12 protein-coding genes are annotated in these 12,646 nt (G+C 56.8%); 7 read left to right on the forward strand and 5 right to left on the reverse strand.

Going from position 1 to position 12,646, the window contains the following annotated elements; genetic code table 11:
• Positions 1-68: 68 nt before the first annotated feature.
• Together GRAN_RS24520 and GRAN_RS24525 are read right to left on the reverse strand one after the other, a co-directional pair.
• Positions 69-1,808: a DUF885 domain-containing protein gene (locus GRAN_RS24520; protein ID WP_128915710.1), complete on the reverse strand. Its 1,740-nt coding sequence runs from the start codon at positions 1,806-1,808 to the stop codon at positions 69-71.
• Positions 1,809-1,984: 176 nt separating this feature from the next.
• Complete coding sequence (locus tag GRAN_RS24525; RefSeq protein ID WP_206662847.1) at positions 1,985-2,542, reverse strand: TetR/AcrR family transcriptional regulator; 558 nt, start codon at positions 2,540-2,542, stop codon at positions 1,985-1,987.
• Between the two features lie 147 nt (positions 2,543-2,689).
• Between GRAN_RS24525 and GRAN_RS24530 the strand changes: the two genes are divergently transcribed.
• The 4 genes from GRAN_RS24530 (at position 2,690) to GRAN_RS25675 (ending at position 4,672) form a co-directional block, all read left to right on the forward strand.
• Positions 2,690-3,061, forward strand: a complete 372-nt coding sequence (locus tag GRAN_RS24530) for a darcynin family protein (protein ID WP_128915712.1) — start codon at positions 2,690-2,692, stop codon at positions 3,059-3,061.
• A gap of 22 nt (positions 3,062-3,083) precedes the next feature.
• A complete protein-coding gene (locus GRAN_RS24535; protein WP_128915713.1) occupies positions 3,084-3,845 on the forward strand; it encodes an SDR family oxidoreductase in 762 nt (253 codons plus the stop codon).
• Positions 3,846-4,215: 370 nt separating this feature from the next.
• Positions 4,216-4,395: a hypothetical protein gene (locus tag GRAN_RS24540; RefSeq protein ID WP_128915714.1), complete on the forward strand. Its 180-nt coding sequence runs from the start codon at positions 4,216-4,218 to the stop codon at positions 4,393-4,395.
• Positions 4,396-4,531: 136 nt separating this feature from the next.
• Positions 4,532-4,672, forward strand: coding sequence for a hypothetical protein (locus GRAN_RS25675; protein ID WP_161571161.1), 141 nt, complete (start codon positions 4,532-4,534; stop codon positions 4,670-4,672).
• Positions 4,673-5,004: 332 nt separating this feature from the next.
• Here the strand turns inward: GRAN_RS25675 and GRAN_RS24545 are convergent, their stop codons facing one another.
• The 3 genes from GRAN_RS24545 to GRAN_RS24555 all read right to left on the reverse strand — a co-directional run bounded on the left by GRAN_RS24545 (position 5,005) and on the right by GRAN_RS24555 (position 9,207).
• Entirely contained in the window at positions 5,005-5,292 is a 288-nt protein-coding gene (locus GRAN_RS24545; RefSeq protein ID WP_128915715.1) for a hypothetical protein, read from the reverse strand.
• A 17-nt stretch (positions 5,293-5,309) separates the two neighbouring features.
• Entirely contained in the window at positions 5,310-7,259 is a 1,950-nt protein-coding gene (locus tag GRAN_RS24550; RefSeq protein WP_128915716.1) for a hypothetical protein, read from the reverse strand.
• Between the two features lie 79 nt (positions 7,260-7,338).
• Positions 7,339-9,207, reverse strand: coding sequence for an alpha-amylase family glycosyl hydrolase (locus GRAN_RS24555; RefSeq protein ID WP_128915717.1), 1,869 nt, complete (start codon positions 9,205-9,207; stop codon positions 7,339-7,341).
• A gap of 336 nt (positions 9,208-9,543) precedes the next feature.
• Between GRAN_RS24555 and GRAN_RS24560 the strand changes: the two genes are divergently transcribed.
• The 3 genes from GRAN_RS24560 to GRAN_RS24570 are packed head-to-tail and all read left to right on the forward strand — an operon-like array spanning position 9,544 to position 12,634.
• A complete protein-coding gene (locus GRAN_RS24560) occupies positions 9,544-10,530 on the forward strand; it encodes an AAA family ATPase (RefSeq protein ID WP_161571162.1) in 987 nt (328 codons plus the stop codon).
• Positions 10,527-11,471, forward strand: coding sequence for a hypothetical protein (locus tag GRAN_RS24565; protein ID WP_128915718.1), 945 nt, complete (start codon positions 10,527-10,529; stop codon positions 11,469-11,471). Before GRAN_RS24560 ends, GRAN_RS24565 begins: the two co-directional genes overlap by 4 nt.
• Entirely contained in the window at positions 11,468-12,634 is a 1,167-nt protein-coding gene (locus GRAN_RS24570) for a vWA domain-containing protein (RefSeq protein WP_128915719.1), read from the forward strand. The genes GRAN_RS24565 and GRAN_RS24570 overlap by 4 nt, the downstream gene beginning before the upstream one ends.
• Positions 12,635-12,646 lie beyond the last annotated feature (12 nt).

Here is a 12,646-nt window from a genome sequence, read left to right on the forward strand (position 1 = left end):
GTGCATTTATGACTGCCAGTGGGGTTACAACACGTCTCCCGGTAGGTCCAAGTCTGATCCCGTCACAATCATTTGTGAAGCAGCTCGTCGGCCATCCAAGCCTTGAGGTGGGCACGCAATTCTCCAAGAGGAACAACTCCCTCTTCCAGCACTGCCTGATTAAAATGACGCAGATCAAAGAGAGCCCCTAGCCTTTCCTGCGACTCGGCACGAAGGGCCTTGATCTCCAGTCCGCCGGAATCGTAGGAGGTAAGCTGGCCGGGCATTACCGCCATGCGGTCAACATAATCATTGGCCGCGTCTGCAGAAAAGTGGCCTGAAGACACTATGTAGTCCACTGCCTGCTGCCGTGTCCAGTGGAACGCGTGGAGGCCGGGATCGACAACCATGCCGCGTGCCGGCCACAACCTGCGCATCACGTCGGCATCCTCTGTATCGTAAATCTTGGCCTCTTCGCCCATAGCCTCCGCATATCGTGCCCAACCCTCCGTGTACGCGTCATTATCGATCAGCTTCGACAAGCGCGTAGGTGGCTGTAGTTCACGTGCCAAGGCCTTTTGTAGATAGTGTCCGGGCACTGCTTCATGTACCGTGTTGATTTCAGCGTCGGACCGCGTCTCGGTATGCCAGTCACCTAGTCTGATCAGAAAAACGGCCGCTTGTCTGGGATCGGGCTGTCCTTGAAAACGAGACCCAACACCTGCATCTTCTTCAAAGGCCGAGAGCGGCCGAATGACAACATCCTGTTGTGGCATCCGGGTGATGAGTTGGCTAGCGGTCACATCCTTCGCCCGTTGAAGAAACTGCTGCGAAAACCCAAGAAGGTCGTCTTTCGATTGGAAGTGTTCCACGGAACTGCTTTTGATCTTTGCCACGATGGTCGGCAGGTCTGTGCTTTGATACTTCGCCTCTCCGATCTTCTCAATCTCCGCTACGTTTTCGCGCACCGTCTTCTGACCGAGGTCGAAGATCTCCTTCGGCGTTCGCTCCAGGGTGGTACTGGAGCGAAGAAACGCTTGGTAGCAGGCAGCCCCATTAGGCAGATCGGAGATTGCAACGCCCGCCCTCGCCTTTGGCAGGTATTCCGTCTGCAAAAAGTCGCGGTAAGACTTCAAAGCTGGATTGATCTGGTTCAGAATGAGCTGGTGGAATGCGTTCTGAAAGGCAGCATCTCCACTGCGTTTCGCAGGCGAGTAGAAGACCGATTGCTCCGGGTCCGCAACCGCCAGAGCATCCATTTGCTGTATCACTCTGCGCACGACCGACTGCGGCGCGGAGTAGCCCTGCGTAAGCCCAAGCCTTAAATTGGCAATCTCCACATCTAAATATTGGGGTATGCTGCCCCAACGCTGTAGGGCCTGCTTCCGCTCTTCGGCAGAGCCTGCTGGCTGCCTTTCGGCTACCTCAGCAAACTCGGACTGCCAGCCGTCAAAGTGGTTCACATTCCAAAGTTCGGTCCGGCATACTCGGAGCTGGAGGTCGGACTCCAGGCGCTCACGCAGATTTGAATAGGTCGCACGGTCTGGTTGAGCCAACCTAGCGATTGGCAAGGTGAGAAGCGCTTTGAGATCCTCGCGCTCTTCCTGGTCGTGCACTGAGAGCGCCTTGGGGCTTCGGTCGGCAAAGCGGCTGTGATCGTGGGTTGGCAGACCGCTCGTATAAGTGAGAGTCGGATCGTATCGAAGTTGCTGATCCACAAAGCGATCAGCGAGTTGATTTAGCTTCGCGGTCGTTGTCTGTGAGTGCCCGCTCGTGGGAGTGATGGTGATTGCGAGCAGGGCAACTTTGGCGGTCCGACAGATGTCCATGCTTCCACCATATCAAGGCGAAGCATGTGGCTTGAATCAGTGAATTAGCCTCGGTTGGCGAGATCAGGTCGAGTCACTCGTCCAGTCCCCGGGGCCTGACACGTGCTTCGGCCACTTAGTGATCATCAAGATCATAACTGGCGAAAACTGCGTTTATCGGTAGTTATCCATTCGACTCATGTTCGGAGCGCCTTACAAGGTTTCTTCGCATACGAGCGCAGATATCCCCAGACAGCGCCTTCGGTTCTCTGTAGCAATTCGTTGGATTCGCCTTCTCCCCGTTCGCCTGCCGCGTCGATGAGACCGCGCATCAGTGCGAGCAGATCTGCCGCAGCGACGTCATGGTTCGGCACCTTCGGAGCGTCGGGTAGTGAGAGCATTTTCTTCATCATGACCTCCAGACGCGAGGTCGTCCCGGAAACCTGGCTCTTGAAGGCCTCGCGCTTCTCCGCGACATCAATAAGCCGCGCCAGCTTTGGCCGTTTCATCTGATGGCGGATCGAGGCGCCGATATACGACTTGAGCGCCGCACGGAAGGTGGAGTGTTGTTCGAGGTTTTCGCTGACCGCAAGTAGCGGAGCGACTTCGCGCTCAATGAGCCCACTTAGCAGTGCATCCTTGCTGCGGAAATATTGATATAGCGAGCCGATGCTCACGCCAGCACGCTCGGCGATGGCATTTGTGTTGAAACCCTCGAATCCACGCTGCTCCAGAATGCGAGCAGCGGCTTCCAAGAGGACAGTGACGGTCTCCGCAGAACGCTGTTGCAGCGGCGTCTTTCTTGGCTTTAGAGCTTCGGCAGCGGCTTGCTTTTTGGTCATAAGAACGCGAGTACCCTTTGTGAGCAAATGCTCATATCCTCATTTCAAGGAGAACACAGAATGACTTCCAATGAAAACACACAGCACCAGACACACGACGATCTTACGGTCTTCATGCTGGTCAAGACCATGCCGGAGTGGCTCGGGATGCCGGTCGCGGAACGCTTCAATCACTTCAACGGACGAATGAAACCAATCCTCAAGAAATACGAAGGCGAAGTTCGTTGCCGCATCTTCGATACAGAGTTTTTCTCCACACGCGTCACCGACGTTTGGATGTGGGAAGCGAAATCGCGGCATGCCTACGAGATGGTCGTCGAAGAGTTGCGGGAGACGCCGCTATGGGACCGCTTCTTCTCGATCGTCGAGATCCTCGCAGGTGTGGAGAATGCCTACGCACGCAACTATGACCGGGACGCTGTCTCAGCCTGAGAGTTATACAGAAAGGAACATCATGAAGATTTCAGGGAACACCGTACTCATCACCGGCGGAGGCTCCGGCATCGGGCGGGGCCTTGCCGAGGCATTTCACCGTCTTGACAATCGTGTGATCATCGCCGGGCGGCGCGAGGGCGTCTTGCAGGCAGTCGCATCGGCAAATGCCGGCATGGAGTACCTGCTGTTTGATCAAGATGCTCCGGCCAGCACCGAAGAACTCGCAACTAAGGTCCGTACGCGTTTTCCCAACCTAAATGTGCTGGTCAACAACGCGGGAATCCAGAAGGTCGAAGACCTCACCTCTGGTGACGTGGCTGATGCTGAAGCGATGATCAATACAAACCTGCTTGGGCCTATGCGGCTGACGGCAGCACTGATGCAGCAATTGCTCGCTCAGCCGTACAGCGCCATTCTGAATGTATCGTCGGCTCTGGCGATGCTGCCTGCGGCCAGGATGCCGTCGTATTGCGCAAGCAAAGCGGCGATGCATTCTTATACGCAGTCGCTTCGTTATCAGCTCAAAGATTCTTCCATTGAGGTCGTTGAGATCATTCCTCCGTGGGTGCAAACGGATTTGCAGGGGGATCGTGGGATGAACCCCAAAGCGATGCCGCTGAAGGACTACATCGCCGAGACGATCCAGTTGCTGCGCGACCAACCGGCAGCAGCGGAAATCGTTTCAGAACGATCGAAGCCGATGCGTTTTGCAGAGCGAGGCGATTACGATACGTTCTTTCGCAAGTACAACGATGGATGGATGGCCGCACAAGAACGCTAGGAGCAGATCGCTGCTTCCACATGTGGATGCTTCTGTGTAGCGTGGCAAGCACTGCGCAGTAGCATCCAGATTCTTACCGATAAATTCGATGAGCAGGTCCTCCAAAGGAGGAGCAGACTGTTCCCATGAATAAGCCAGCGCAGCACCTCTTCGCTGAAGTCCCACGCAGACAGGCCAAGGTTGAGATCACGATCGGCATCGACCTTAGCGACGTCTGGAGTCATTACTGCACCCTCAACCAGGACGGAGAAGTGGTCGACCGTGGCCGCTTAAGAACTATCCCCACGCCATCGAAAAGTGGTTCACCGACGTGGTTCCATCGCGGGTTGCGATGGAGGCTGGAACACACTCGATCTGGATCAGCGCATAGTTGCAGGAACTAGGTCACGAAGTCATCGTGGCAAACGTCCGCGAGTTGCGGGCGATCTCACACAGTGACCGGAAGAGCGATCAGGCCGATGCTGAGAAGCTGGCAGCATATGCCCGACTTGATCCGAACGTCCTTGGTCCGATCGCCCATCGTACCGTCGAGAGCAACAGCAGGCGCTAACTCTGATCCGTGCGCGAGCGCTGCTGGTGCGACTGCTACCGCTTCGTTGAATGCCGTTCGTGGTCTGACGAAGTCGTGCGGCTCCCGTACGCCTACCTCCGCCACAACGTGCTTGGCCCAGCGTAGCCTGGCCGTTATGCCGCCTGCACTGGCACAGGCGCTCGGTCCGGTGCTTCAGCAGATCGCGGAGATGACAGTAAAGAGCAAGCTGTACGCCCGGCAGATCCAACAGCTCGGCCGAACCGAGTATCCAGAGACCGCCCTAACCTTCGTTTGACGCTCGGAAGTAAAGAGAGGTTCGGACGAAGTCGCCGACGTCGGGTGCTATCTGGGCCTGCGACCGCGTTGAAGTCAGTCTGGAGATGATGACCCGCACTTCGGCATCACCCACGCCGGTAACGCCTATCTCCGAAGTCTGCTGATCGAGTGCTCCAATCGCTTTCTTCGACCGCACGGACGAGACTCGGTCTTACGACAGTGGAGCCTGCGCCTAGCCGCCCGAGGTGACAAGCAGGCCAGAAGTAAGGCCGTCGTTGCCGTTGCCCGCAAGCTTGCGGTGATGCTCATCATCTCTGGAGGACCCAAGCTACGTATATGCCGTTCTACGAACTAGCTGCTTGAGTGATCAACATGTTCACCTGTTGCGACGACACCGTGTTCCGATGACTGCGATCCGGTTTGGCCTTCGAGGCTGCCGATAAATGGCAGCATCGACTCTCCTCTCGCCCCCGAACGGGCACCGAGCTTGCATGAAGACAGCTCATCCGAAGTGCGGATAGAAACGCGGTGGAGAGCAACGATACCAAGAACAACAACCAAAGCAAAAATCCTATGAAGGAAAAACAAAGAACAATCCTTGACACCATTGACCGGCTCATAAAAAGTCGGCTTCTCCAAACTTACACAGCGTTCCGCTAAGGTGTCAGGCGGTAAAGATCGACGCCCCCGCTGTAATTCGGGACGTAAATCTGTCCGCCGTCAATGATGGGCGGGTTGAACTTATTGAAAAGAAACGGAATGCCCTGCGCCTGCGAATCCCAGAGTAGCTTCAAGGAGCCATCGGCGGCCAGGTGGATCGGATCGTAGATTAAGAGGCGCCCGTTGGTCTTATCCTGGTTGGCGTCGTTATAGGGGATTGTGCAGACGAGAATGGCAGAATCGGCATCGGATCCATTGCTGGAGCCAGAGCAGAAGCCACCGGTCATACCTCCATGGTGGGTAGCGGTGTGCGGGGTCTCGATGCTGGCGACTTGGTTCCCTTGAGCTAGATAGGTGAGCTGACCGTTCAGTGATACTTTCCACTTGTGAAGCTGATAGTTCTCACCCCAGGCGAAGATGGTCCATGCCTGCAGAAGCGGGTCAAAGAACTGTACCGGCGTCATATGCATGTGCGCGGTGACACCCCAAGGGAAGAAGTTGAGCGTCCTAGGATCTTTCGGGCATGGATCCACGGGTCCAGGATCTACGGTGAGCCATACAGGCGGCCCGGCCAGTTTCGTGCAGTTGGCTGGCGGATTCTTCAGGTCTTTCAGAGTGGTGCCGCCCATGGAAGCTGTTTTGATTGGGTAGGCGATGCCGTCCTTGCCGCTGGCTATACAGATGCCGAGGGAAAAAATACACGCTGGGCCTGCCGAGCCCCAGTCTTCGTCAGACCAATCTCCAGTAGGAATCTTGGGATACACACGGACAACCAGATTGCCCTTCGCATCGACGGCGCTTTTGGTGACTGCGCCTTTGAAGGACATGTTCATGGAGGCCCCAACAGGCCGATTCATGGCCATCATCGGCTCACTAGGAGCGCTGACGCCCGCCAGCTTTCCCTGAGGAACTGGTTGGCCGCTGCTACGGGCTAGGTCGGTCCAAGGTGTCCAGTGGTCCACAACGCGAATGCCGCCTTGGTTCTGACCGGAGGGCGGAATGTAGCGGAGCTTCAGGAACGATTCGGCCCACTGGGCGGACCCATCGAAATCGCCATTGCCTGTAATGACGTACAGGTTGCCGTCAGGGTCGGCCGCAGCACCCTGGCCGGCCATCCAAATTCCGGCACCTGCGCCGGAAGTTGTGGCAAAGAGCGCTGTCTCATTATTGGTGGCGACGTCGAAAGCGAAGCAGTAGCCTGCGGCTCCGGGATCGGTTTCATTGATGGTCCCGGAGCAGCCGAAAACCGTTTTGACGCCGTTTACATCAGTCTCGACGAGAGACGAGCGCTGCTTGCGAGGAAATGCGTTGAAGTCTGCGCCGTTGCTTGTGCCCTGGATCATGACAGGATCGGCGACCAGTGTGCCGTCGCCGACATTCAAGACGAACATGAAATAGCGCGCAACTTTGGCCTCAGTCGATGCGGGCGCTGGAGGCAGCGGCGTGCCCTGTGCGTTGGGCACGATCCAGCAGACCTGGTAGAGGCGCTTGAGGTCTGGGTCGATGACGCCGGTGGACAAACAACCCCAGAACTGGTTGATCTGCCACATGTCGATGGCCTTGGTGCCGGTAATTGGTGTTCCCAGGACAGTTTGCCAGATGCCGGAGCCATCATGGGCGTCGACGCCGCGAACGACGTTAGCCATTGACGGAAGTACAAGGACATCGCGCACGCCGAGTGGAGTGGTGACCTGTGGAAGGATCAGTGGCTGTGCTTCCATGCCGCGGGCGTCATTTCCCCCCAAGGCAATGATGGTGCTTCGCACAATGCCCTTCGTGCCGACGGAGGCCTGTGTCAGCTGCGTTTCGTGAGAATTCCAACCGCTGCGGGCGTTGTCCATAGAGTGAGTCAGCCATGGCACTATGGTCTGCGCAGAAAGGGTGGATATAGAGACCAGAAAGATCGAAGCGACGACAATTCGTTGCAGGCTAGTGGAGATGCTCATCGTTGTTCTCCTGTACAGGTGATGCGTCTATCGGTGGTTCTGCTCATGGGACCGCTTTTGGGGGTAAGTTAGGGGCCAATTACGCGTCCTGGGACAGGATGATCGCGGAGTATGGTCCTATCCCGATGTTGGCGACATATGGGAGATTGTCCGTTCCACCGCTGGTAGCAGTCGTGTCGTAGCTGAACCAGTTGCCGAAGTATGCGTCGTATCCGCTCCAGTCGCTGTTGAAGCGAACCTTCCAGAGGCCCGGTCGGGGAAGACCCAAGAAGTAGTTTGTGCATCCCTGGTTGCCGAAGTTCAAGATGACGACCACATCATCTCCAGCACCGCCTTGATCCCAGCGGTGATACGCGAGAACCTTCGATGTGTTATCCACTTTGAAAATGTTCGTGTTTTGTCCGCGGAGTCCGCGCGTGTTGTTGAACCAATTGCGGCGAAGGTGAATGAGGTCACGATAGAGGTTGGTGATTCCAGTGAACTGCCATGCGTGCGCCCAGTCCATCATGTAGTTCACGTTCCACGCACCCCATGCGAGAAATTCCTGTCCCATGAAGAGCATCGGGATGCCGGGCGAGGTGAAGAGAGCAACTGCACCAAGTGTCGAACGTTTCTTCGAAAACCAGCTATCGGCCTTGCCGGGCCAGATCATTTCAGGCACCCGCGCCATCGGCGGGTTGGCGGTTGCGTCTACGCCGTCGTGAGACTCTGTGTAGATAACTCGCTGGAAGGCATTCTGGTTATAACTTTGCCCGATCACGAAAGCGACAGCCTGCATGTCGCGAGCACTGTCGTCTTGTGCTGTCATCGCATCGTGGAGCTCCCAGAAGAAGCTGATGCCCCATTGTGCGCCGAAGCCAGTTCCGCCGGCGCCTGTGGATTTGGTAATCCATTCGTTATCCTTGAGATCTTCGGCGATGGTGATCTTCCAGCCTTGTCTCTGATCGATGAGATCATTTATCCATTGGCAAATCGACCAGCCATCATTTAGATCATGGCCCGGATCATTGTTGTTGTCGTAGACATTGCGAATTGAACCTACAGAATCCCAGCGCAAACCGTCTGCGTAGCGCTGCTCCAGCCAGCGCAGGGCATTGTCGCGAATGTACTGCCGGACCTCGCCGCGTCCGTAGTCGAAGCGGTCGCCCCAACTCGTCTCGCGCCGCCAGTCGTTGTAGAAGTAAATCCCGCCAAACTCTGGCGAGGCTGACCATCCGTCGAACTTCCACATCGTGTCCGCGTCCGCGCCGAGATGGTTGTAGACAACGTCGACGATTACGGCGATACCGCGCTGATGCGCTTGATGGACAAGTTCGCGGAAGCCGTCTGGGCCGCCAAACTCATGCTCAATCGCGAACATGTAGGCGTAGTTGTAACCGGCGTCGAGCGGGATATCGAACTCGAAGAGCGGCATTAACTCAATGGCATTAACGCCGAGGCCTTGCAGGTAGTCGAGCTTCGCCGCAATGGATGCGAAAGAGCCTGTCTTTAGGCCATTTGGGTCCGTAAAGGCTGCTCCGGAATCGGAGACGAATGTACGAACGTTGATCTCATAGATCACCATCTCGTTCCAGTTCGGCATTGTGTAGCCGGGAACATCGGCGAGCGCCTCATTGTTTGCGGCGATCACGCCGTTCAGGGTTCCCTGGCCGTTTCGTATGATTTGGCGGGCGTAGGGATCCATTCTCCACGGCTGCCAGCCGGATGGAGCCTGAGGGTTTTGCAGATAGAACAGGTACTGGTTGCCAACCTGCGCATTCGGAATATCGACTGACCAATAATCGTTGCCCTCCGAAAAGAGAGCATCGTTGTCAGACGACCAGTTGTTGAACGTTCCAGCTACGAAGACGTCAGCGGCGAAAGGCGCCCAGACCCTGAATGTTACTCCCGAAGCGGCAACATCCTGATACGGTGTAGCGCCCATGAACGGGCGTTGCGATGGCGGCATTGACGGCTCCTCAGGACTGCGGAAGATGCGCTGCAGACAGCACTGATGCAACCAAGCTAGAAACGACGTGGCCCGGGTCAGATGAGAAGTTCGGTTATTTGAGCTTACATCAAGACCCTGAAAGCACGAGGAGATGAGGTCTGCCGATTTGCCTACATTTACGCAAAGGGACAGTCTTCACGCTATAGCTATTTTTACTTTGAGTCTCCTGGGGATCAAGCCTTCACGGACGGCAAGCTATCTGCGCCGCACTCGGGCCGTTTCGTGGTCTGCATAGCCGCTTTCCGACTCTGCGTTCCATTTCACCTTCCAAAGGACAGTCCAATGAAACCCTCCATGCTCTACGAAGCGCTTCAGGCGCTGATCGGCGAACGTGTGCCCCTTCACCTCTGGGGATCGTGCGGCGTCGGCAAATCACAGATAGTTTTCCAGGTTGCGAATGACACCAACCGCGAGTTTCGGGACATACGTGCAGGGCAGCTCGACCCAGTCGATCTGCGCGGTCTGCCTCATATCGCCTCGCAGCAGACAGAATGGGCGCCCCCTAAGTTCCTTCCCATAAGTGGTGAAGGGATCCTCTTTCTGGATGAACTGACTTCGGCACCACAGATGACCCAGGCGGCCTGCTATCAGCTAGTGCTCGACAGACGTCTTGGCGAGTATGTGCTGCCTGACGGCTGGGTGGTCATTGCAGCTGGCAATCCTGCTTCTGAAAGAGGCGTGCACTTCTCCATGCCACGACCGCTCCGGAATCGTTTCGTCCATCTGCATCTGGAAGCCGATCTCCCGGAATGGTGCCGTTGGGCAGTGCGTGCGGGCGTACGTTCCGAGATCATTGCGTTCCTTCGCTTCAAGCCCGCATTACTCCACGATGGGGACGTTACCTCCGACCAGAATGCTTGGCCCACGCCGCGCTCATGGCAGATGGCCTCGAATGTTTTGAAGGGCATGTCCGGCAAGGTTGGCTCTGCCGCGGTCGAAATCGAAGCGGAACTGCTAGAGGGCACCATCGGACCTGCTGCAACGGCGGAGTTTGTCGGGTTCCTACGGCTATTCCGAGAGTTGCCTTCGATCGACGAGATCCTGCTCAACCCCGATAAAGCTCCGCTTCCCAGCGAGCCGTCAGCGCAGATTGCGATTGCAACAGCACTGGGACGAGCTTTATCCGATCATTCCGTCGCGAAAGGACTTGCCTACCTGGACCGCATGCCAGCAGAGATGCGTGTTCTCGCCATGCGCGACGCCGCAGCACGCGATCGTGCGATCACTAGCACGCCGGAGTTCATTCGCTTCGGCATTCAACATGCGGAGGTCATCCAATGATTACTCAGAGGGCGATGCTGGCTGCTGTTCATATCAGCATCTGGACAGCGACTAAACACGACCGTAAGGTCAGCCGTGACGTGGCCAGCCAGCACGGCGCGCAGGAGCGCGCGGGCCGCTACAACAAGCAACTCCTCATGGGTGCGGCGCGGCTCGAAGAACTGAGAACACTGGCCGGCCAGATTCGACAGTATTTCTACAAGGTCACACTTCCTTGGTCGGACGAGGGACTTCGGCTTCTGCCCTCGCACTTCCTCTTCGAACTGAGCGAACGGATGCGTGAGTTCAAAGCGAACTTCTCTCACGGGGTGGAAGAGTTCCTCGATGTCTATCCGGGCTACATTCGAGAGGCCAGGGCAGAACTTGGGAGCCTCTTCCGCGAGGAGGATTATCCTTCGGTGGACAAGTTGCGCGAGAAATTCAGCGTCAACGTCGAGATTCTTCCCATCGCCACTGGGGACGACTTCCGAGTTACGATGTCGGCGGAAGAACAGGCGCGCATTGCTCGTGAAATCGATGCGAACGTGAGGCAGCGACTTGCAAAGGGAAGCGAGGATCTTTGGAAGCGATTGAGGGCTGTGGTCGGTCACATGGTGGATCGGTTGAGCGAGCCCGAGTCGCGGTTCCATGCGACGCTGGTGACAAACATCCACGATCTTGTCTCTTTGTTGCCGCAACTGAACGTCAATCAGGATCCCGACCTTGACCGCTTCGCGACCCAGATTCGAGAGCGGCTTTGCAACTGTACGGCGCAAGAGCTGAGGAAGGATGATTCGCGTCGGAGCGCCACGGTCGCAGAGGCTGCGGGAATCGTCGCCGAAATGGATGAGGTGCTCGAATCGCGGATCCCGCAGAACTCTACCGTACCTGTCGAGATGCCGGAGCTCTCCGGCATCCTCGCCCATATGACTGCCTATATGGGCGAGTCGGTGGCACTATGAGGCAATTGACTGCCGTGGAGAGCCGGATCCGGAAGGCGCGCACTACACTCCTCCTGGATCATCCTTTCTTTGGAACGCTCCTCTTCCGTCTTGCTGGCAAGGAGACCTCTTCCGTAGAAACAATGGCCACCGACGGAGTCTCTCTCTTCTTTAACCCTGCCTTCGTCGACACCCTGGCGGCATCCGAGTTGGTGGGCGTTCTCGCGCACGAGGTCTTGCATCCCGCCCTCCAGCACCATACTCGCCGGGGAAACCGAAGCCCGAACCGCTGGAACGAAGCGTGTGATTACGCGATCAATCCACTGGTTTTGGATGCGGGTCTGTCCCTGCCCAAGGGCGTCCTGGTGGACAAGCGCTTCCGCGGTATGAGCGCTGAGAGGATCTACAATTTGCTTGACGCAGAGCAGAATGACAAAGCTGGAGACAAGCAGAGTTCGAGAGGCTCCGACGATCCCGTGGCGCCAATTACCGTAGGCGGAATTGGCCAAGTTCTGGATGCCCCGGAACCGAAATTTGCAGAAGACAAGGACATAGCAGAACAGGCACGCGATTGGCAGATCGCAGTCGAACAGGCGCAGACGCTTTCGAAGATCGCCGGCAAGGTCCCGGCAGGAGTCGAGCGGAGTCTGGATGCCGCCGCGGAGGCGAACATCGATTGGCGTGAGTTGTTGCGCCGGTCATGGTCGGAGGCACTCCCTGCCGACTACTCATGGATGAGGCCAAACCGCCGCCATCTCTGGCGTGGGCTCTACCTTCCCGGGATCACTCGGGATGGCGTCGGGGAAATAGTCGTTGCTGTAGACTGCTCGGGTTCGGTGAATGCAAGACAACTCTCTCTTTTTGAAGCGGAGATTCGATCTATTCTCGAGGGCCAGAGACCGGAGCGGGTCCATGTGCTTTACTTCGACACCCAAGTCCACAAAACCGACGTCTATTCCTACGGTGAGCCGATCTGCCTGACTCCAGCGGGCGGCGGCGGGACCGATTTCAGGCCCTGTTTTCATTGGGTAGAGGAACATCAAGTACCTGCTCAAATGGTGGTCTTCTTGACGGATCTCTATGGGACTCTTCCTGAGGAAGAGCCTGACTACCCTGTGATCTGGGCATCCACGGGATCGCTCCGTGCTTCTTTCGGACAGGTCGTACCGATGCGGGCTGCTTAGGCCTGCATCGGT

It is taken from the genome of Granulicella sibirica, from assembly GCF_004115155.1.
GTDB classification, from domain to species: domain Bacteria; phylum Acidobacteriota; class Terriglobia; order Terriglobales; family Acidobacteriaceae; genus Edaphobacter; species Edaphobacter sibiricus.

Bases quoted from the DNA above. Each gene is read 5' to 3' on its own strand.
- GRAN_RS24520 (WP_128915710.1), bottom strand. From the start codon at position 1,808: ATGGACATCTGTCGGACCGCCAAAGTTGCCCTGCTCGCAATCACCATC.
- GRAN_RS24530 (WP_128915712.1), top strand. From the start codon at position 2,690: ATGACTTCCAATGAAAACACACAGCACCAGACACACGACGATCTTACG.
- GRAN_RS24535 (WP_128915713.1), top strand. From the start codon at position 3,084: ATGAAGATTTCAGGGAACACCGTACTCATCACCGGCGGAGGCTCCGGC.
- GRAN_RS25675 (WP_161571161.1), top strand. From the start codon at position 4,532: ATGCCGCCTGCACTGGCACAGGCGCTCGGTCCGGTGCTTCAGCAGATC.
- GRAN_RS24550 (WP_128915716.1), bottom strand. From the start codon at position 7,259: ATGAGCATCTCCACTAGCCTGCAACGAATTGTCGTCGCTTCGATCTTT.
- GRAN_RS24555 (WP_128915717.1), bottom strand. From the start codon at position 9,207: ATGCCGCCATCGCAACGCCCGTTCATGGGCGCTACACCGTATCAGGAT.
- GRAN_RS24560 (WP_161571162.1), top strand. From the start codon at position 9,544: ATGCTCTACGAAGCGCTTCAGGCGCTGATCGGCGAACGTGTGCCCCTT.
- GRAN_RS24565 (WP_128915718.1), top strand. From the start codon at position 10,527: ATGATTACTCAGAGGGCGATGCTGGCTGCTGTTCATATCAGCATCTGG.
- GRAN_RS24570 (WP_128915719.1), top strand. From the start codon at position 11,468: ATGAGGCAATTGACTGCCGTGGAGAGCCGGATCCGGAAGGCGCGCACT.